At 34.3% G+C, this 21,279-nt stretch carries 22 protein-coding genes; 14 read left to right on the forward strand and 8 right to left on the reverse strand.

Features of this window, described 5'->3' with window-relative positions:
* Positions 1-10: 10 nt before the first annotated feature.
* From BCI01S_RS00550 to BCI01S_RS00575, 6 genes are all read left to right on the forward strand, one after another.
* On the forward strand, positions 11-343 hold the full coding sequence (locus tag BCI01S_RS00550; protein WP_047944618.1) for a PadR family transcriptional regulator: 333 nt from the start codon (positions 11-13) through the stop codon (positions 341-343).
* A complete protein-coding gene (locus BCI01S_RS00555; RefSeq protein WP_061796113.1) occupies positions 344-1,099 on the forward strand; it encodes a DUF1129 family protein in 756 nt (251 codons plus the stop codon).
* A gap of 120 nt (positions 1,100-1,219) precedes the next feature.
* Positions 1,220-1,639 (forward strand): GNAT family N-acetyltransferase, encoded by a 420-nt coding sequence (locus tag BCI01S_RS00560; protein ID WP_061796118.1) that lies wholly within the window; start codon positions 1,220-1,222, stop codon positions 1,637-1,639.
* A gap of 562 nt (positions 1,640-2,201) precedes the next feature.
* Complete coding sequence (locus BCI01S_RS00565) at positions 2,202-3,830, forward strand: catalase (protein ID WP_235844426.1); 1,629 nt, start codon at positions 2,202-2,204, stop codon at positions 3,828-3,830.
* Between the two features lie 306 nt (positions 3,831-4,136).
* The gene (htpG, locus tag BCI01S_RS00570) at positions 4,137-6,014 is read left to right on the forward strand and encodes a molecular chaperone HtpG (RefSeq protein ID WP_082138447.1); all 1,878 of its coding nucleotides are present in this window, start codon (positions 4,137-4,139) and stop codon (positions 6,012-6,014) included.
* A 314-nt stretch (positions 6,015-6,328) separates the two neighbouring features.
* A complete protein-coding gene (locus BCI01S_RS00575) occupies positions 6,329-7,054 on the forward strand; it encodes an MBL fold metallo-hydrolase (protein ID WP_047940677.1) in 726 nt (241 codons plus the stop codon).
* 158 nt (positions 7,055-7,212) lie between these two features.
* Here BCI01S_RS00575 and BCI01S_RS00580 read toward each other — a convergent pair whose 3' ends face one another.
* Positions 7,213-7,836 carry a LysE family translocator gene (locus BCI01S_RS00580; protein WP_047940676.1) on the reverse strand — a complete coding sequence of 208 codons (624 nt, stop codon included), beginning with the start codon at positions 7,834-7,836 and terminating at the stop codon, positions 7,213-7,215.
* A gap of 397 nt (positions 7,837-8,233) precedes the next feature.
* Between BCI01S_RS00580 and BCI01S_RS00585 the strand changes: the two genes are divergently transcribed.
* The 4 genes from BCI01S_RS00585 to BCI01S_RS00600 all read left to right on the forward strand — a co-directional run bounded on the left by BCI01S_RS00585 (position 8,234) and on the right by BCI01S_RS00600 (position 10,307).
* On the forward strand, positions 8,234-8,671 hold the full coding sequence (locus BCI01S_RS00585) for a diguanylate cyclase domain-containing protein (protein ID WP_061796126.1): 438 nt from the start codon (positions 8,234-8,236) through the stop codon (positions 8,669-8,671).
* A 274-nt stretch (positions 8,672-8,945) separates the two neighbouring features.
* Positions 8,946-9,320 (forward strand): hypothetical protein, encoded by a 375-nt coding sequence (locus BCI01S_RS00590; protein WP_047940673.1) that lies wholly within the window; start codon positions 8,946-8,948, stop codon positions 9,318-9,320.
* Positions 9,317-9,862 (forward strand): hypothetical protein, encoded by a 546-nt coding sequence (locus BCI01S_RS00595; RefSeq protein WP_047940672.1) that lies wholly within the window; start codon positions 9,317-9,319, stop codon positions 9,860-9,862. Before BCI01S_RS00590 ends, BCI01S_RS00595 begins: the two co-directional genes overlap by 4 nt.
* A 148-nt stretch (positions 9,863-10,010) precedes the next feature.
* Complete coding sequence (locus tag BCI01S_RS00600) at positions 10,011-10,307, forward strand: phospholipase A2 family protein (protein WP_061796130.1); 297 nt, start codon at positions 10,011-10,013, stop codon at positions 10,305-10,307.
* Between the two features lie 107 nt (positions 10,308-10,414).
* Here the strand turns inward: BCI01S_RS00600 and BCI01S_RS00605 are convergent, their stop codons facing one another.
* The 3 genes from BCI01S_RS00605 to BCI01S_RS00615 all read right to left on the reverse strand — a co-directional run bounded on the left by BCI01S_RS00605 (position 10,415) and on the right by BCI01S_RS00615 (position 13,102).
* A complete protein-coding gene (locus BCI01S_RS00605) occupies positions 10,415-11,683 on the reverse strand; it encodes a glycoside hydrolase domain-containing protein (RefSeq protein ID WP_061796134.1) in 1,269 nt (422 codons plus the stop codon).
* Positions 11,684-11,801: 118 nt separating this feature from the next.
* Positions 11,802-12,752, reverse strand: coding sequence for an L-lactate dehydrogenase (locus tag BCI01S_RS00610; RefSeq protein ID WP_061796139.1), 951 nt, complete (start codon positions 12,750-12,752; stop codon positions 11,802-11,804).
* A gap of 131 nt (positions 12,753-12,883) precedes the next feature.
* Complete coding sequence (locus BCI01S_RS00615) at positions 12,884-13,102, reverse strand: hypothetical protein (RefSeq protein ID WP_047940669.1); 219 nt, start codon at positions 13,100-13,102, stop codon at positions 12,884-12,886.
* Positions 13,103-13,293: 191 nt separating this feature from the next.
* Between BCI01S_RS00615 and BCI01S_RS00620 the strand changes: the two genes are divergently transcribed.
* Positions 13,294-13,815 carry a GNAT family N-acetyltransferase gene (locus tag BCI01S_RS00620; protein WP_047940668.1) on the forward strand — a complete coding sequence of 174 codons (522 nt, stop codon included), beginning with the start codon at positions 13,294-13,296 and terminating at the stop codon, positions 13,813-13,815.
* Between the two features lie 47 nt (positions 13,816-13,862).
* On the opposite strand, the gene BCI01S_RS00625 is transcribed toward BCI01S_RS00620, so the two are convergent.
* Both BCI01S_RS00625 and BCI01S_RS00630 read right to left on the reverse strand, forming a co-directional pair.
* Entirely contained in the window at positions 13,863-14,705 is an 843-nt protein-coding gene (locus tag BCI01S_RS00625) for a TIGR03943 family putative permease subunit (RefSeq protein WP_047940667.1), read from the reverse strand.
* A gap of 15 nt (positions 14,706-14,720) precedes the next feature.
* Positions 14,721-15,587, reverse strand: coding sequence for a permease (locus BCI01S_RS00630; RefSeq protein ID WP_047940666.1), 867 nt, complete (start codon positions 15,585-15,587; stop codon positions 14,721-14,723).
* Between the two features lie 187 nt (positions 15,588-15,774).
* Here BCI01S_RS00630 and BCI01S_RS00635 point away from each other — a divergent pair, with 187 nt between their 5' ends.
* The 3 genes from BCI01S_RS00635 (at position 15,775) to BCI01S_RS00645 (ending at position 18,557) form a co-directional block, all read left to right on the forward strand.
* Positions 15,775-17,031 carry a polysaccharide deacetylase family protein gene (locus BCI01S_RS00635; RefSeq protein ID WP_061796143.1) on the forward strand — a complete coding sequence of 419 codons (1,257 nt, stop codon included), beginning with the start codon at positions 15,775-15,777 and terminating at the stop codon, positions 17,029-17,031.
* A gap of 123 nt (positions 17,032-17,154) precedes the next feature.
* The gene (locus tag BCI01S_RS00640; RefSeq protein WP_061796148.1) at positions 17,155-17,571 is read left to right on the forward strand and encodes an RrF2 family transcriptional regulator; all 417 of its coding nucleotides are present in this window, start codon (positions 17,155-17,157) and stop codon (positions 17,569-17,571) included.
* An 89-nt stretch (positions 17,572-17,660) separates the two neighbouring features.
* Positions 17,661-18,557, forward strand: coding sequence for an NAD(P)/FAD-dependent oxidoreductase (locus BCI01S_RS00645; protein ID WP_047940664.1), 897 nt, complete (start codon positions 17,661-17,663; stop codon positions 18,555-18,557).
* 72 nt (positions 18,558-18,629) lie between these two features.
* Here the strand turns inward: BCI01S_RS00645 and BCI01S_RS00650 are convergent, their stop codons facing one another.
* On the reverse strand, positions 18,630-19,607 hold the full coding sequence (locus BCI01S_RS00650) for a LacI family DNA-binding transcriptional regulator (protein ID WP_061796153.1): 978 nt from the start codon (positions 19,605-19,607) through the stop codon (positions 18,630-18,632).
* A gap of 6 nt (positions 19,608-19,613) precedes the next feature.
* A complete protein-coding gene (locus BCI01S_RS00655) occupies positions 19,614-21,095 on the reverse strand; it encodes a sucrose-6-phosphate hydrolase (protein ID WP_061796158.1) in 1,482 nt (493 codons plus the stop codon).
* Between the last annotated feature and the right edge of the window lie 184 nt (positions 21,096-21,279).

Below are 21,279 nucleotides of genomic sequence, written 5' to 3' on the forward strand. Positions count from 1 at the left end.
ATATATGTCCATGTCAAAAAGTCAGATGTTAAAGGGAGTTTTGGAAGGATGTTTACTTGCAATTATTTCAAAAGGAGAGATTTATGGCTATGAAATGATTGAAAAATTAGAAGCTTATGGATTTACCATGATTAGTGAAGGAAGTATTTATCCTGTACTTTTACGGATGAAAAAGGAAGAGCTTGTTACAGTAGAAACAAAAGCATCTCCATCTGGTCCAAAGCGCAAATATTATTCCCTTTCGGATAAAGGAGCTAAAGTCTTAGATGAATTTGCTGACACGTGGACAGAACTGGCAACAAGTGTACATTGGTTATTAAAAGATATAAGGGAGGAGAAGTAAGTGAAATTATCGAAAGAAGCAGAAACTTTTGTGGAAAATTTACATCTATATTTATTAACAACGGGAAAAAAAGAAAAGGAAATAAAAGAGATTGTCGAAGAATTGACCGATCATTTACAAGAAGCAGAAGCAAATGGAAAGAATATATCGGAAATAACAGGAAATTCCCCGAAAGCATATATGGAAAGTTTAGCAAATGAAATGCAGACGGATTTAATCGAATGGGGGAAACTATTACCACATGTATTTATTAGCTTAATTGCCTATACCTTAATCGGGAAAATTATCTTAGGGGAAAATCAATTATCTTTATTAGTTGGATTAGGTTCTCTATTTATAAGTGTTTTCATGCTTGGGATGTACGTTGTCATATTTCGTTACATTTCATCAAGAAATAGCTCAAATAAAAAAGCATTTGCCTTAATATTTCCCTTACAATTATTGATTATAGGAATGTTTTTTGTGTTAATGTTCTACGGGAATAATTATGGTCCAGTATACATGATTGATACGGTAACTAAACAACTCCTTTTCTTAATTGTTCCTTTTGTTTATTTATGCTGGTTTGCTTGGTGGAGTAAATCATGGGTTGTCTTTTTCCCTGTTATTCTCTATCTTCCAAACCTTCTAGTAAAACCTTTGCCTATGTCAGAAGAGATGAAGACTTTAACATCGTCCATTATTTTCTTTGTTTTCATGTTTGGGTATTTTATCTTGGTAATTTGGCAAGGAAAAAAAGCAAAAAAAAATACTTAATAACCTCTTAAAGCATATCAGAAAAAGATATGCTTTTTTTATAAAAAACAATTGAATATTAATTCATAATAATGTATAAATATAAATATGAAGATTCGGCGATTAAAGGGGAAAAGAACCATGAAATATTTTATAACAGAAGAGCTGCCATCATTCACAAAGTTTGCTCAATTACATGAGGACAGCGGTTTATTAAATAACAAGAAAGGAAACTATACCAGGGAGCAGTTGTATGAAGCAGCAAAAAACAGCTGGTATTCTGTTTCTATTTATAATGATAATGATAAAAAACTTATCGCCTTTGGTCGCATGATATCAGATGGAGTATATCAAGCATTAATTTGTGATGTAATGGTTGATCCGAATGAGCAGGGCAAAGGATTGGGGAAGCAAATAATCGAAAAGCTCGTATCTAAATGCCAACAATCAGGTATTCAATCCATTCAATTATTTTCGGCTAAAGGAAAACATCCCTTTTATAAAAAATTAGGATTCATAGAAAGAGAACAAGACGCTCCTGGCATGTCTCTCCATCTTTAAAAACCGCATTTTGGATGTGGTTTTTTATTTTTTCTTGTGCATATCCAACCTTATTCTGGTAACACTATTTGCGTACATAAAGTGGAGGCATGTAAAGAAGAAGTACAATAACTTTTTTCTAGAAAAAATCTGACCCAATAGATAAAGTTATCATCGATTAAAACCAGCAAACCGAAGAACTTCTTATCAATATTGATCTAATTTCCTTACCTTGTTACTTACAACAAGTTACATAGTTTTAAAAAATTTCTTCCATTTGATATCTTTAAAAATATGTTTTCATTCCTATACCAGAATTTGCATGTATATAAATAGGTTAACCAAGAAATTAATGGGTAAAAGTAAATAGACAAAAGCATGTAATACACTTAATATTTCATGCTTTTGTTCGTATCATGTAAGTTTTTTGAGAAAGATAGTAAAAAAATAATACAGTAACCCCAATATTTATTTAAATAGTTATACCCATCATTTACTTCCAATAGCATGAATTAGCATATATTGGATACAACTAATAATGACTAAATACTAGGAGGTTATTTTTTTGGCAGAGAAAAAAGATATGAATAATGAAAAGGGGCAAGATCAGGATCGAGAAACATTAACAACAAGACAAGGACATCCTGTATTAGATAACCAAAACATCCGTACTATTGGGAATCGCGGCCCTGCTACACTTGAGAATTACCACTTTATTGAAAAGATCTCCCATTTTGATCGTGAAGAAGTGCCAGAGCGTGTCGTACATGCACGAGGCTCTGGAGCATTTGGTTATTTTGAAACTTACGGAAAAGTAGGAAATGAGCCGGTAGAAAAGTATACTCGTGCAAAAGTATTTTCCGGAGCAGGGAAGAAGACACCACTGATGGTTCGTTTTTCTACTGTTGCTGGGGCGAAGGATTCACCTGAAACAGCACGCGATCCACGTGGATTTGCTGTAAAAATGTATACCGAAGATGGAAACTGGGATTTGGTTGGAAATAACCTTAAGATATTCTTTATTCGTGATGCCATGAAGTTTCCAGATATGATACATGCCTTTAAAGCAGATCCAGTTTCAAACGTACCAAACCCACAACGTATGTTTGATTTTGTTTCCCGCACTCCTGAGGCTACACATATGATAACCTTCCTCTTCTCACCATGGGGTATTCCAGCTACATATCGTCATATGCAGGGTTCTGGGGTAAACACTTATAAATGGGTAAATGAACAAGGTGAAGCAGTATTAGTAAAATACCATTGGGAACCAAAACAAGGCATTCGCAATTTGACGCAAGAGGAAGCAGAATCTATTCAAGCCAAGAACGTTGGCCATGCGACACAAGACTTATATGAAGCAATCGAGCGTGGTGATTATCCAGAATGGGAGCTTTACGTGCAAATAATGGAGGATGATTATCATCCAGAACTAGATTTTGATCCTCTCGATGATACGAAGCTTTGGCCAGAAGATAAATTCCCATGGTTGCCAGTTGGGCGTATGGTCCTCGATCGTAATCCGGTCGATTTCCATACCGAAATTGAGCAAGCTGCTTTCGGTACTGGTGTACTGGTAGATGGAATGGATTTTTCTGACGATAAGATGTTACAAGGGCGCACCTTCTCTTACTCTGATACTCAACGCTATCGTGTTGGTGCAAATTATCTGAAAGTACCAGTAAACGCACCAAAAGCAACTGTGCGCACAAATCAACATCGCGGCCAAATGGATGTACGTGATCCGAAAGAATCTGGGGAAAACCCACATATCAACTATGAACCATCTATGCTTGGTGGTTTTAAAGAGGCAGGGAAAGAAGAGCGGCTACCTCATCAGCCGACCTATAATGCTGCGGCGATGAGTGCACCAATAGACCGGCCTAATAACTATGGACAAGCTGGTCACACATACAGAAGCTTTGAAGATTGGGAGCGCGAAGAATTAATAAAAAACCTATCGGAAGCACTGGCAATCTGTGATAAAAAAATTCAAGATGCGATGATTGAACACTTTACACAAGCAGATGAAGATTATGGCCGCCGTGTGAAAGAGGGCATCGAAACGAAAATGAAAGAGATGAAAGAAACGGCAAAGGATAATGTTCCAGGGCGTGAAGCAGGTCAATCAAAATATGGGCAAGGAACAATAGATGCCAATGAAGCAACAAAAGATGCAGTGAAGAAAAGCCATGAAGCTGACCCTTATTAATAAGTGGAATGGTAGATAAAAAGGTAGCTACTAAAAGTTCTTATTAAGTTGATGGGAGACACATTTAAAATTGTGTCTCCTTTTTGGTATTTTTAGGCCTGTTAACCACCAATTTCACAATCCTTAGTGGCAATTATATTCCATAAAGTTCTTATGTGCCAACCACATCAATCATTCTTTTCCTCTATAATAACATTAATTGACATCCCTTATGAAATATGATATTTAATTAATAGATTAGCACTCATCACATTTAAGTGCTAATATTATTACATAAGATAAAGAAGAAAGGGTGCAGGAAAATTGATCGAAACGAAAGAATTTAAAGCGGAATCCAAACGTTTATTAGAAATGATGATCAACTCCATCTATTCGCAGCGGGAAGTATTCTTACGTGAGTTAATTTCAAATGCTAGTGATGCAATTGATAAAATTTATTATAAAGCTTTAACAGATGACTCTATTAATTTTGAAAAAGATAATTATTTTATTAAAATTACTGCTAATAAAGAAAACCGTACGTTAACCATTTCTGATACTGGTATTGGAATGACAAAGGAAGAATTAGAAGCAAATTTAGGTACAATTGCTAAAAGTGGTTCCCTTGCTTTCAAAATGGAAAATGAAGCGAAGGATGGCCATGATATTATTGGGCAATTCGGTGTAGGTTTCTATGCAGCGTTTATGGTCGCAGATGAAGTAACCGTTATTACTAAATCACTGAATAGTGATACAGCTTATAAATGGATGTCAAAAGGTGCTGATGGTTATACCATTGAAGAAACGGAGAAATCAACAATCGGTACCGATATTATCCTTACAATTAAAGAAAATGCAGAAGAAGAGCAGTATGATGAATTTTTAGAAGAATATCGTTTAAAATCGATTATTAAAAAATACTCTGACTTTATCCGTTACCCAATTAAAATGGATGTAACGACAAGTAAGCTAAAAGAAGGCACAGAAAATGAGTATGAAGAAGTTAGCGAAGAACAAGTCATTAACAGTATGGTTCCCATTTGGAAAAAGAATAAAAATGAGTTAACAGAAGAAGACTATCAAAATTTCTATGAAGAAAAACGTTATGGCTATGATAAGCCATTGAAGCATATTCATGTTAGTGTAGACGGAGCAATTCGTTATAATGCAATACTTTACATTCCTGAAAAAACACCGTTTGATTATTATTCTAAAGAGTATGAAAAAGGCCTAGAGCTCTATTCAAATGGTGTCTTAATTATGGAGAAGTGCGCGGACTTGCTGCCAGATTACTTTAGTTTTGTCAAAGGGATGGTTGATTCTGAAGATTTATCCCTTAACATTTCAAGAGAAATGCTGCAGCATGATCGTCAATTAAAACGGATTGAAAAGAACTTAACAAAGAAAATTAAGAGCCAGCTCCTCAGCCTTTTAAAGGATGAAAGAGAAAAGTATGAATCCTTCTATAACTCCTTTGGAAGACAAATCAAATTCGGAGTCTACAATGATTTCGGGATGAATAAAGAAATGTTACAGGATCTTCTCTTATTCTATTCATCTAAAGAGAAAAAACTAGTATCATTAGATGAATATGTAGAAAGAATGCCAGAAGATCAAAAATTCATTTATTATGCAGCTGGTGACTCGATTGATCGTATCGAAAAACTTCCACAAACAGAATTAGTAGCAGATAAAGGCTTTGAAATTCTTTATTTAACAGATGATATTGATGAATTTGCGATAAAAATGATTGCAGCATATAAAGAGAAGGAATTTAAATCTGTATCAAGTGGAGATTTAGGACTTGATCAAGAGGAAGAAAAAGAGGAAAAAGAAGTAACGGAAGAGAACAAAGCGTTGTTTGATTACATGAAGGAGATTCTCTCTGGCAAAGTCAAAAACGTAAAAGTGTCTACACGCTTAAAATCACATCCTGTATGCTTAACTGCTGAAGGGGAAGTTTCGATTGAAATGGAAAAAGTGTTAAGTATGATGCCGGACAATCAAAATATCAAAGCAGACAAAGTGTTAGAAATTAATAAAAATCATGAAATTTTCCAATCATTAAAAGAGGCTTATGAAAAGGACAAAGATAAAGTGGCACTTTATACAAACCTTTTATATAATCAAGCCCTATTGATTGAAGGTCTGTCTATTGAAGATCCTGTCGAATTTACGAATAATATTTGTAAATTAATGAAATAAGAAAAGAAAGCGGCTGGGACTAAGTTTTCCAACCAAGATAAACTCGAACGATTATACGGAGATACTAAGAGGATTTTCGGATAATCGTTTGGGTTTTCTTTATTTTAAGAAAGGAGTTTGGAGGAATCGTCTGCAAACTGAAAACACTTCTTTTACCATGGAGCGAGCGCCGAGCCGCTTCGATTTTTAACCTATTTATTTCTTCGCCTATTTCAAATCTAAACATCATCCCCATACTTACAAATTTATATTTTACTAATTAAAACGAAAACGCTATACTTATAAAAAAACTATCAGAGATGGGGAACAATATTATGGCAGAATTAAAAGGAATAGAGATCTTGACGATTGAAAAAAATTCCTTTGTCATTCACCCAACCCTTATATGGGATGAAAAACAAACCTTATTAATCGATACAGGAATGCCTGGGTTTATGGAAGATATAAATGTAGTGATGGCTAAAGCAAATAAATCCTTGGAGGACTTAACGGGAATTTTGTTAACACACCAAGACATTGATCATATAGGTAGCTTACCAGAGATATTAACCGCTTGTACGCAGTATTTAACAATTTACGCACATGAAGGAGATATACCTTTTATTGAAGGGGATATACCTTTATTAAAAGCAAATCCTGATAATTTTAGCGAAAAAGAATGGGAATCACTTCCTGATCCATTTAAATTTATTTATCTCCATCCACCAAAGGCAAAAGTTACTGCTTCTCTACATGATAACCAACTATTAGACATAGATGGAGGTATAGAGATTATTCATACACCTGGACATACGCCAGGACATATCAGCCTGTTTCATAAAAGATCCGGTACTTTAGTTGCTGGAGATGCCTTACTTGCTGAAGATGGCCGATTACAGCATCCAGATCCAGTAAACACACCAAATATGGAGCTTGCGATTCAATCCCTAAAAAAGCTTTTAGCTTATCCGATTAAACAAATAGTTTGCTTTCATGGAGGAATGGTTACAGAAAATATCCAAGAGCAATTAGAAGGTTTGGTTCAATCGAAAGCTCTTTAAGTAGTGCACTATTAGAAATGATCCTAAAATTGCCTTATATAATGTTAGGAGACATTTCTAATAGTCACTTTTCATTTCAAATAGTCTATTATTTAGACAACTTTTCTCTATATAGTAAAGGAATTGATTCTGCTGGAGAATAAAAGAAACAGCTGCAATTATAAAAAGAACTGAATTCCCCGAATCCCAAAATATCCTCCAAATAGAATAAGAATAAGTCCAGAAATTCTACTAACAATAGTGATTAGCTGTTCAGATACGACATTTCGGAAAAAACTAGCCAGTACAGATACGGTAATATCCCAAATCGCTACGCCAAATAACATGCATCCCGTGTATAGAAGTACCGTACTTGTACTAAAATTATGTATAGTAGAGGCTAAAATAGATCCATATATTCCTAGCCAGAAGATAATCGATAGCGGATTCATAATACTCATCAGTAATCCAGTAACAAATGACCGAAACATAGAATTATTGTCTTTACCACTCCTTGATATAGTGCTAGTTTTAGTCATGATACCTTCTATCCCTGTATATATGAGGACAAATGCACCGAACAACCAAAGAAAAGTTTGAACAATTGGGATATTAGCCAATTTTGCTACGCCAAAGTATACGAGAATGATAAAAAATACATCACCTAGGAGAGAACCTAACGACAGAACCCACGCATGATGAAATCCATATCTAAGCCCTCTGTTTATAACAGCAGCATTCACTGGTCCTATCGGCGCTGCTAAAGACAAACCCAAGGCAATATAATATAAAATACTATCCATAAAGATCCTCCTAATATAAACGTCTATAATTAACGTATTCAATAAGGAGAGCATGTACCACATTTTTAGAAAACTTTTTTCTATTTATAATAGAATTGTATATTTGGCAAAAAACAAAATGAAATAGTCCATACTTCTCTTGAAAAAGAGGAAATCTTTTAATAATAGACTGACAATGATATAATAATTTTAAAAAAGAAAATACAGAAAATACCTATTTGCCTATAATTATTTTTGGTAGGGGACATAACCATGAATGTAAATGATACGCCATCTCTTGATTTTTTTCGTATACTTGTTGAACATGTAAGTGACTGGATATGGCAATTAAACGAACATTGGCAATTTACGTATTCCAATTCAATTGTTGAGGAGATATTAGGTTACTCATAAAACCATGTCTGAATTAATAGAATTCCAGAATGAAAGCCATTCATTTGCTTTACTATTTATAGACATTGATGACTTTAAACAAATAAATGATTCATTAGGGCACAAATACGGTGATCGAGCATTAAAACTCCTTGCAGCGAGAATGAAAGGATCAATAAGAGAAACTGATTTTTTATGTCGTTTGGGTGGAGATGAATTTATTCTTATCATTAAGGATATGAATACAGAACATGAATTAGAAAATTACGCTAAGAGATTACTTGCTATTTTTAATCATCCTCTTCGAATGGACAATAAACTTTATTCTATTTCTTGCAGTATCGGTATCAGTATCTATCCATATCATGGGAGGGATATCGAAACATTAATGCAAAACGCTGATAAAATTATGTATCATATGAAAAAATCAGGAAAAAACGGCTATCAAATTACTAAACAATAAAAAATTGAATTCAAAGGCAATGTCTTTGAATCTTTTTTCTTCATAGGTATAAGGACTCAACATTAAAACTATCCTTAATTAATTTCGATTATTCTTGGAAAAATCAATTGACAACACGGCTGTTTGCAACTATTTTCATATAATAAAAGTTGCAAAATTATCCCAACTCATCTAACTATTGAAGGATTTTGTAGAATATCATCGAAAAATAATGAAAAAGAATGTATAATAGATACTTAGGAAACTAGATTCTGAAAGAGGGAGGATCTTTAAAATGGAATGGACACTAGCCATATTGTTTATTGCAGCAGCCATTTTGCTCATTACTTCCGTAATTAAAGCAAAACAAACGTCAAAATCAGAGCAACGTGAAATAGATGTAATTCACCTTTCTGTGATGGAAGAAATAGCACAGTTGCAAAAACAAATACGCCATCTTGAGTTGGACATAGAAATATTAGAAAAACAAACAGGCGTTCAGCTAGCTTCTAAAGACCGAATGGTTTTACGAGAAGTGCTTGACTTGCATAGACGTAAGTATTCAGTTGAAACAATTGCAGCTCAAAAAAAGCTTACTCAAGCTGAAGTAGAAGAAATGTTAGCTCCTTACTTAACTGGAAAAGAGGAAAGGAGAAGTGTTTTACAATGAAGCCATCAATAATTACAAGTTTCGCAGCGGGAGTTCTTTTAGCAACTTCTGTTAGCGGCATTGTCTATTTCTCTACGAAGGATGATACAGCGAATGCTGAAACAAACAATAATGTCCAAAAAGTAGATAAAGTAGCAAGTGATGCAGCAAATACGCCAACTGTTGAAGAAATGAAAGATATCTTAACAAGCAGTGGTTATGTTGTACAAACTTCTGAAGAAGCAAAGAAAAAAGAAGATGATGTAAAGAAACAAGCATCTGAATCTAATACTTCTGAAGAAAAGAAAGATGACAAAAAAGAAGAAGATAAGAAAAAAGAGGAAGTTAAAACAGTTACTGTTACAGTTTCAAGTGGTATGACTAGTTATGATGTAGGAAGCATTTTACATGATGAAAAAATCATTAAAGAAACCGCCTTGCAATTCTCGCAAAAAGTAGATAAAAAAGGCGTAGCAGAATACTTAAGGCTGGGATCGTTTAAAATTAAAAGCGATATGTCAACCGACGAAATTATTTCCACTATCTTCAAAAAACGAAGCTAACTTATAAAAGCTTGTCCGAAGTATTCCTTTGGACAAGCTTTTATTGTTTATGAAACAATTTTTCATATGGAAGTTTTCTTTTTTTAGATTGATTTCCCAAGCTATTTTTTACAAGCTTCATAATCTATATAGAAGGGAGAATCAGAGAATGCAAAAGAAAAGAAGGAAAACGATTAAACTATGTCTGCCTGGCGGTTATCAATATTGCGGTCCCGGCTGCAGTGGTCCTGGTGCACCTATCAATTATGTTGACTCCTGTTGCCAAAGGCATGATCAATGTGTAGAGACATATGGTTCTTGTCGCTATTGTGACGAAAAATTACTTCATTGTGTCCAATCAAAATCTAGAGAACGAAATCAAGAAGGGAAGACTGCCAGACTTATCTCTGATTTCATGCGATTTCGACTTGAAATCAATGGCGGATGGAGAGGCAGACACTTATAACTTCCTATAACGCGACTTCGAAAAATTATTATGTGATTTCCAAATTTCTAGATTTAAAAAACGAACATCTTACTTTCCGAATTATTCGTTAGTAAGATGTCCATTTTTTAATGTTTCCACAATACATCTGTCAGGTTGCTGTCAAATAGATTAGTATCTATATTACATGTTTCATCATTAATACCATATTGCCATCCATATGCAAGCGACTCTTCCGGTGCATCCACTTTAAATTCGGGGGCATCTTCTTCTGTAGTTATCCCAATATTAGGAGAGGCAGACCATAGAAATGTATTATCTTTTATTTCCGCTTTGTTTTTTACAGCTTGATTAAAGGAAGCAGTTAACGCTTCATCTTTATCAAAAATACCATAAATAGCAGGCTCATAGGTAGATTTACTAACTTCGGCATACCATCCTTCTATAAAGGCGGCATCCACAGGATAATTGGGTTCTATGTCCGCAAAAATGGCGACACCATCTGGAGCTTCAAGCTCCTTAGCCAACTCAATTGCCTTCTTTGCTTCACTTACACCATTATCATATCCTGTTGCGTCTGTAAACCCATTATATATGAGTAAGATATCCGCTTCATTGGAATGAATTAAATCGACTTGATCTGCCGTTAAGCCATGAGAAACACCTTCATTTGTTCCTAGATAGCGCGCAATCACTTTAGGATCTCCAAAGTTATCTCTTACACAAGCAAGAAAATCCTCTGTTGTTTCACTAGCAGAATCAATTCCCCATAAATAGGATGTTTCTTCCTTGTTGTCCTTATTTCCGTTTGATTCGTTCCCGTCGTTTTCTTTCTTACCATTATCTTCTTTATTATTCTCGTTATTGTTTGTATCCCCATTTTCATTATTGGATGATTCTTTCTTTCCATTGGTATTAACTTCATTGGAGACATTAACATCCACATTTAAATCTAAATCATTCAATATATTATTCGCTAGCTCTGCTTTGTTACTAGAGAGAATATTATTCGTAATATTATTATTTGTCGTACCATTTATCTGACCTTTTAACAAGTTTTCAATAGTATTATTAATAGTGACAGATGCTTCTTTTTCTGTTTTATTATCAATGCTATTGTCAATAGCAGCATCCTTATCTTCTAAGTCATTTTTCACCTTATTTTCAATTGTTGCTTTAGATTCGCCACCAACTATATTCTGGATGTTATTTGTTACTGAAATATTAATATTGCCTGGAGCGCTTTCTGTTGTGGCATTACTCTCGGAATTGACTGAATTGCCTTGCTCTTTATCTGCTTCCACTTTATTTGTTTGAAAAAGCAAAACAGTAACAATTCCAGAAAAAAGAATCAAGAAAGTAGCAGCTGCTATAAGAAGGTATTTCTTCCAATCCATTCTGTCACACCTTTCCTAATTTACTTACTTTATAAAGTATGTAAATTAGAGAATTTGGGTGTGGGCTATTTTTGGATTGAAATATCTCTTCATTTCAGCAAACAGAAGGGTTAGAGTGTTAGGTAAAGTGAGGCTTAAGAATATCTTTTAAAATAGCAGCACTTTGCTGAAATTTTTCTTGTTCATCTAAAGCTAATTCCAACTCGATAACTTCTCGTATTCCCTCTCTATTTATAACGGCGGGAACACCAATATAAACATCCTTTTCCCCATATTGGCCATCCAAATAGGCAGAAACCGTTAATACACTATTTTCATTACTTAAAATTGCTTTTGTTATCCGTACAAGTCCCATCGCAATCCCATAATAGGTTGCACCTTTTCCTTCAATGATCTTGTAAGCCGCATCCCGTACATTCACAAAAATATTATCTAAATCTTCCATTTTATAATGAGCAGCTCTTTTCATTAACTTATAAACTGGAATACCAGCAACATCTGCCGAACTGTAAACAGGAAGTTCACTATCCCCATGTTCTCCAATAATATAGGCATGAACACTAGTTGGAGCAACTTTAAAATAATCTCCTAGTAAATAGCGAAATCTTGCAGTATCCAGTATCGTACCAGAGCCAATGACTTGATTTTTCGGCAAACCACTATAGCGCCAAGTAGCATAGGTTAGAATATCTACTGGGTTTGTAGCAACTAAAAATATTCCATGAAATCCACTTGCCATTACTTGTTCGACAATGGATTTAAAGATTTTTAAATTCTTTTCCACTAAATCAAGACGGGTTTCTCCTGGTTTTTGATTGGCTCCTGCACATATGACAACTAAATCCATTTCAGCACAATCTTTATATTCCCCATATTTAATACTAATTGGATTAGGGGCAAATACCTTGCCATGATTCAAATCCATCACATCGCCAAATGCTTTGTCCTTATTTAGATCAATTAATAATAATTCATCTACAATTCCTTGATTCATTAAAGCAAAGGCATAGCTAGATCCAACAAATCCAGCGCCAATTAAAGCTACGCGACTAACTTTATTACTTAGCATTTTCTACTCCCCTTTAAAACTATTTATTAAATAGCGTTTGTCTATCCCCTGCGAATTATGTATTTTATAAAAAATGTTACCGGAATTATAAAAAAGAAGACATCATACAAATGATATCTCCTATACAATATCTAACGCTTTCTTTTTTTATTATCTACTGCAAGTACGGCTTTTTTTACCACCTTTTCAAATTCCACATTTACTTGATATACCTCTTCTTTTAATTGATTCACGGAAAGGACTTTGCCTTTTCGTCCTTTTATTTTTACAGGTTGATCAATATTCGGTATGTCTTGCCGTAATTGGGTCAATACATTGGTACTATTTTCAAAATAATGGACAGTAATCATTCAATAACACTCCTTTAAAGGAAGTTTTTTCGGATATTAAAATTAATATGGATAAAAGAAATAATTTAGAACGATAAACATGCTAGTCATTAAAAAGACAAACCTTCCATTCATTTTAAATATTTTTAAACAAACTTGCTTAATCTTCGCTTATAATAAGAAAAGAATAAACAAAGGTGAGGGAACCAAATATGAACATTTCCTTTAAAAAAATAGATAATCCAACTGATCAATTAATTTCTTGTTTAAATAAGTGGGAAAATGACCCAAGACTTATCCCGTTCATTCATCCTTGCAGAAATAAAGAGGATTTAGAAAACTACGTACTTGTTACAAAAGAGGAAATAACAAAACGATTAACCAATTACCACATGTATGCTATTTATTTAGATGATATTCTTGTTGGAGAAATGAATTATACGATTGATCCCATTCATCTATATAGGAAAGAACAAGGGACCGCTTGGATCGCTATTACAATTGGCGAAGAAGTTGCAAGAGGAAAAGGTGTCGGATCAACATCATTAATCTATCTAGAAGAGCAGATCAAAAAACAAGGGTTTAACAGGATTGAGTTAGGCGTATTTGAATTTAATAAAAACGCACATAAATTATATAAAAAGCTTGGATATCAAGAAATTGGCAAAAATAAATTCTTCACTTATTATCAAGATAGAATGTGGGATGATATTCGCATGGAAAAATATATATAAAAAAAAGGAGAGAAGTGCTGCATATAAGCAAACATTCTCTCCTTTTTTTAATACTGTCTATATACATAAGGGTCATCTGGCTGATTAATGGACTTCCAATCTGTAACTTTAAGAATCGGAATGGTTTTCTTAAATGGTTGATAGTACACTGTTTCAAGCTTACCTGTTACTTGGAGCCATTGATCATTCTCTCTTTTCAATTCATCCGGAATATCAAGAAGCATTCCAAAAACACCAGCATCAGCAATACAATGGATAATCCCAAAGCGCAGCAGGAACAGCTGATTATTGGTTAAATCCTCTTCCTTGTAAGTAAATCCTGTCAACGTAATTTTTCTATCCATAAATTGACCTGGATAATTATAGATTGTTTCCAAATCATTTAAAAAATTATCTTCCCCTAATTTAATTTCAGGGAGATTCTTTATTTTATCTAAGCCCTTATCCATCACTTCTGCATAGCCTTCTTTGCCATAATAGCTACTCGTATTTGGCTGCAGGAATTGATGCTGACTATATTCATCTCCTTCATCATATGCAGGGAAATAGAGTCCCTTTTTCTCCACAATATTCGAATCAAGGGTAGCCACTGGAAGTATTAAACCAGTAAGAATAGGAATAAGCAATGTTATAATCGTAAATCCACGTTTCCACCAGCTATTTTCTTCATGGGAATGATCATGTCCACAATGATTACACGATGCATCATGTGTATGTTTATCCTTTTTTACATAGTTATAGACACATATAATTGTAAAGAGTACAAATATATAGATAGCAGACTCTGAAATATAAGCATATTTCATATTAATATATTTAGATATATCGCCAGTTGCATGTAAATGTAGAAATAAATAAGTAAAGCCTATTAACACGAATATTCGAAACATGTTTTTTTCACCTCTTTATAGAAAAATTGTTACGAGAAACACGCAAACTGTAATTAGACCAGTTAATAGAATGACAAACTTAGCTTTAAATGTGCTTAGCATCATCAATGTATTTTTGATATCCAACATAGGACCAAACACAAGGAAAGCAAGAATAGATCCTTCAGAAAAGCTGTTTCTAAAGCTCGCTGCAACAAATGCATCTGCTTGGGAACAAAGACTTAATATGTACGCAAGTCCCATCATAACAAGATGAGAGGAAGCCTGACCGTTTCCTATTGAAACAAGGGTAGAAGTCTTAACTAAAGTTTGTACTGCTGCAGCAATAAACGAGCCAATAACTAAGTATTTTCCAACAGAGAAAAATTCATCGATCGAATGCTTGAACATAGCTTCGATTCGGTCTTTAAAAGAGTGAATGTGCACGTGTTCAATCACATGACTTTTCAGCGGCGATTGCTTTACTGATTTATGCAGAGCAAGTCCAATAAGAATAGAACAAACAAGCGCCAATACAGAACGAAGAATTACCATTCTCCAGCTATTCCCGAAAGCAATATACGTCGAGAACATAACTACTGGGTTAATAATTGGTCCGGTAAGCATAAAGGCGATACTGGCAGGAACCGGTACACCTTTTAAAATTAACCGCCTTGTAATAGGAATAATTCCACATTCGCATGCAGGAATAATGCTTCCAACTAAAGAAGCAAATAAAATGGCCAGGATTGGATTTTTCGGCATCATTTTTGCAATAAGTTCCTCTGAGACAAAAATTTCGATAATACCCGAAATAAGAACCCCAATTAGAATAAAGGGCAATGCCTCAATGATAATACTGATAAAGATCGTATTTAACTGTAATAAGGTTTCCATATTCATTTTTTAAACACCTACTTTTTTGGTAAAAATCAGAAAGTCATCATTATAAAGAAGATTTATTAAAATCAGATGAGAATAAGGGAGAATCACTACTATTAATTATTAATTATTGCAAACGAATACACGAACCTTTACATTAAATAGTAGGAAAGCAGAAAGGAAGTGAACGAAGCTGAAGAGAAAGCTTTTGCTTTTTTTGGTCGCACTATCACAATGTGTTTTCATCGTAGCCTGTAGTGCTCCGTTACAAAAAGAAGCAGAAAATCTTAAACAGAGTCATATAAATCCAGAACAAAAGAATAGGCAGCTAACTTTAGACTATATAACTGTTCTAGTAGAAGCAGCAAATAGAGGCATGACGGATACAAGTTCCTTTAATATCTTTACAAGTACCATCGAACAAGTAATTAGCCAATGGGGGGAGCCGGATCAAACAGATCAAGTAGGAGAAGGGTACTATGCCATCTATAAGGATAAGGATACCGTATTTGGATATACTGCAAAAGGCGATATTTATGATATTCGTTCCAATAAAAAGCGATTAAATAGATTATCTCTATCGGATTTAAAAAAGAAAATAGGGGAACCAGCAGAAATTAGAGTAGGGAACGGTGAACAAATAATTGTCTATAACCTTAGTGAAGATGTTCAGCTTAAGTTTATAATTTTAAATAAAACCAACAGAATAGACCATTTATCTGTCTATCACAAAGTTAGAGGGATACAAGAGAAATATGCCTTAACTATCCAAGGCGAATCTAATCAACTTACCAATAAACAATGGAAAACGATGCAAAACTGGAGGAGGGAGATCGTGAAATTCCAAGAGAATAATGCGAATGTATACATCAATGGGCGGAATGAAAAGAAAATTTCTTTAACCTTTGATGATGGTCCTGATGATATCATTACCCCAAAAATCATTGAAATATTACAGCAATATAAAGTGAAAGGGAATTTTTTCTTTATCGGCAGTGAAGCAGAAAAACATCCGCAAGTTGTAAGAAATGCTTATAAAAACGGGAATTTAGTTTTGAGCCATAGCTATCATCATGTTGACTTATCTGGTTTAGATAAGAACCAACAATTAGAGGAAATAACACGGGCAGGCAATACTCTTCAATCGATAATTGGAAAAGAACCTGCAATGATTCGCCCACCATATGGAGAAACAAATGAAACGCTAATGAAAAACGCCGAACTAAAAGGATATTCTATTATCATTTGGTCCATCGATACACTTGATTGGTCACAAATGGAGGCAGAGAATATTATTAGAAATGTCACCAATCATTTGCGAAACGGCGATATTATTTTAATGCATTCAGATTCAGAAAAAACAGAAACTGCAAAGGCATTACCAAAAATAATTGAAACTATTCAGGAAAGAGACTTTGAAATAGTCGGTCTCGATGAATTACTAGGGATAGAGGCATACCAGTAAATAGGAAGGGAGTTCTCCTTAATAAAAGGAAATTCCCTTTAAAACTTGTTTTCTTCTCTCTCTTTCTATATAATCAATTATAGACATTAAAGATCTTTAATATATCCGTAAAGAGGTAGTATTATGAAATATTCAAGAGCAACGAATTATGCATTACACACTATGGTATATTTGACACTTGCACCACAAGGGAAAGCTGTAGGGGTAGATCAATTAGCTAAAATCCAAGATTTATCTCCAACATATCTATCGAAAATCTTAACTAAACTTGTTAAAGCAGGCTTAATTGAATCAACACCAGGTGTTAATGGTGGTTATCGTATTATAAAACGTGCCGAGGAAATTTCCTTTTTAGATGTAATTACGGCTATTGAGGGAAACACATCTTTGTTTAGCTGTTCATTGGAGCATGATAATAGAAAAAATGGCGAGTGCTTAATTGAAAATGTCATGTTAGAGGCTGAAACAAAGATGCGTGAACATTTAAGCCAAAAATATATACGCGATATTGCTAATCAAATTGAACATAATGCTAAGTAAAAAATAAAGGTGATAACTCATCTTTATTTTTAGTCTAATTACGGATATTAAGAGTCTTTAATATATGTTATTAAAAGGAGGAATAAGCATTGTTAGATTGTATTGTTATAGGTGGAGGACCCGCCGGTTTAAATGCCTCACTTGTTCTTGGAAGAGCACGAATGAAGACGATCGTATTCGACGACGATAAACCTCGAAATTCCGTTACCCAAGAATCACATGGCTTCATAACAAGAGACGGTATTAAGCCTTCCCAATTTAAACAAATTGGGAAAGAAGAATTAAAAAAATATCCCGATGTATCCTTTAAAAGCCAGCGAGTAACAGACATTAAAAAGGTAAATAAACACTTCACCATTTTTACCGATCAAAATGAATCTTATCAGGCAAAGAAAATTATATTATCTACTGGACTGATTGATATTCTGCCCGATATTGCTGGCTTGCATCATTTTTATGGAAAAAGCATATTTAGTTGTCCTTTTTGTGATGGTTGGGAACTTAAAGATCGAGCTTTAGCAGTATTGGCAGAAAATGATCATACTTTTCATTTAACCAAATTGCTTTTTAATTGGAGTAGAAACATTATCGTTTGTACAAATGGCAAGAAGATACTTACGAATGAGCAACTTGACACGCTAAATAACAAAAATATTAAAGTAATCGCACATGAGATAGACAGACTGCAAGGCGATAACGGACAATTGCAAAAGATTATCTTTAAAAATGGGGAAGAGATCGATAGAGAAGGTGGTTTTGTCACAGCCGAACTTCAACAAGCCGTTCCCTTTGCTGAATCACTTGGATGTATATTAAATAAGATGGGTGGAGTGGAAACCGATGCTCTTGGGCGGACAAATATAGAAGGAGTATACGCAAGTGGAGATAATACTCTATTAACACCACCACAGTTGATAAACGCTGCAAGCCAGGGAAGCAAAGCTGCTTCAGGAGTAATAGCTGACTTAATTAATGAGGGCTTTTAATTAAGAAATAAATACTTGTTTTAGCAAGACATTCATAAACATGAGAAAACAAACGGGCAAACAAGGCGAAAATCAACTTGTTTGCCCGCTAATTAGTTTTACGGGGATTTCATAACGGTCTTCCTGATCATTTACTCCGTCTATTTTTTGAATAAGAAGCTCTACACAAAGCTTAGCCAATTCTCCGAGAGGCTGCTTCACCGTAGTTAGTTTAGGGAAATAATCCTCTATAAAGGAAGTTCCATCATATCCGACTAGTTTAAAATCTTGTGGTGATGTTAAACCAAGTTTTTCCGCTTCATTTATAACTAAAAGTGCTTTCATATCATCTGAACAAAAGATTCCCTCTGGCTGCTCTGTTTTAAGAATTTTAGCTATCTCCACCGATTTTCTCAAGGGAGTAAAGCTTCCGTTTATGGAAAATATTCTTGGTTGTAAACCAGCATTGTTCATTTCATCTATATAGCCCTTTGTCCGTAAATAGGTTGGTGATTTAACATCATTGCTTCCAGTTAACATGATTATTTTTTGGATACCATGGTTGAGCAAGGAGCGTGTCGCTAAAACACCGCCCTGATAGTTATCACTGCTTACAATGGGAATATTAGGTGCAAGGAAACGGTCAAAGCTTATAATAGGGGCCTTGATATTCTTGTAATCATCATGGTTTAAATTATGTGCACCTGCAATGATTCCTTCTACTTGATTTGCTTGGAGCATTTGAATGTACTCCCGTTCTTTATCCGAATTATGTTCGCTATTACATTGGATTGTTTTATACCCTGCACGGAAAAGTTCTCGTTCTAAATGATCAATCAATTCTGCATAGAAGACATTATTCAAAGCAGGAAAAATTAATCCAACTAGCTTTGTGGACTTCCCCTGCAAACTGCGAGCAAGATTATTTGGTTGGTAATGAAGCTCTCTCATTGCTTCATGAACCTTAGCAATTGTTTTTTCTGATAGATAGCCTTTTTTATTAATAACACGGCTGACCGTCGTAGGACTCACCCCAGCTAATTTGGCTACATCGGTTAATTTTGCAACCATTTTAATTTACCTCTTCTGATTATTTAGTCTCCATATTGTACCGCTGAGATTACGTTTAGAATGCAGGTAAATAAATGTTTGTGATTCATCTGGAAAAACACGGCCTGTAATAACTCGTTCTCCTTCATTTACAAAGCACTCAAAAACGGAGGTATCAGCAAATATATTTACTTTAATTTCTGTATTCTTCGAAACATATGCTTCTCGCTGGAAACCATATTCTTGCGCAAAACGTTGGCCAGCATATTCTCTGTCTACAGAAACTTTACCATTTACCGAATCGAGTGTAAAGGCTAAATAACGGGTTTTATCTACATTTGAAAAGAGCAATATTTTCACAATTTCATTTGCAGGTACGCTTACTTCAAGTTCAAATCTATTGGTCTTCGCGTCAAATGACTCATAAAATGAATTCTCTATTTCACGCAATTTAATTGTTTCTTTAACTGGATATTGTTTTAGCTTCCCATCCTGTAATGTAAGTTCCTTCACTAAACTTAATAAACCTTGATAACCTTCTTTATCTGTCGGATAATTAATTTCCGGTAATCCAATCCAACTAATCGCAAGGGCCCTGCCATCAGGAGCATTAAATGCTTGTGTTGCATAGACATCGAAGCCTTCATCTAGATTTTGCAAATTTGTTGTCTTAGTGATTGCCGCCTTAACCGGGTCAAACGCTTCTCCAACGGTATACATATTCGGATAAATATTTTCATATGATTGAATTCTTTTAGATATTCCTTGTGGACAGAATAAGAGAACAGGTACCTCCTCAATAAAAATAAGATTCGGACATTCAATCATAAAGCCAAGTTCTTGATCAGAAAATGCTAATTCGCTAACCAATGTCCAATTTTTAATATCATTTTCTAATGCTTTGTAGAGAAAGATAGCCCCTTTTTTATCTGATTGTTTTTGAGCACCAATAATCATATACAATTGATCTTGATAACAAAAAATTTGCGGATCTCTAAAATGATCTGTTGTTTCATTTGGCTGGTTAATCAATGGTTTAGGAAATTTATGAATGGTTCCGTCTTTATACATAAAAGCCCCATTTTGGAAGCTGTATCGATTCCAATCTTTGTCCCTAACATTTCCAGTATAAAAAAGGAAGAGCTTGTCTTCATCAATGGGATAAGCTGAACCTGAATAAACCCCATGTGAATCATAATTATTGTCAGATTGTAGGGCAATCCCATTTTCTTCCCAGTGTATTAAATCCTTGCTTTCTAAGTGATACCAGCTTTTTAAACCATGTACAGCTCCGAAAGGATAGTACTGAAAAAAGAGCTGCCATTTCCCATTAAAGAATGAGAAGCCATTTGGATCATTTAACAAACCGGTTTTGGGCTCAATATGATACCCAGTACGCCACTTGGAGTTTTCCACTGATTTACTTAAAGCGTTCTTATAGTCAATGTCCCATTCTGAATAGGGTTTATATCTAAGATCTCGTGTCCAATTGTTAACAATATCTGTCATGTAATTAAAACTCCTTCATTGTAGTTCATAAGTGTACTTAAGGGCATTTTAAAACGTTCTCAAAAATATGTCAAACGTTTTCCTGTTTAATTTAACTACATTTATTATAATTATTTAAATCAAATTAATTTTTATGATAAACGTTTGACATAAAATAAAAACGATGTTAAATTAATCGTGCAAA

Origin of the sequence: Niallia circulans NBRC 13626 (assembly GCF_001591585.1) — a bacterium.
Taxonomy (GTDB): Bacteria; Bacillota; Bacilli; order Bacillales; family Cytobacillaceae; genus Niallia; species Niallia circulans.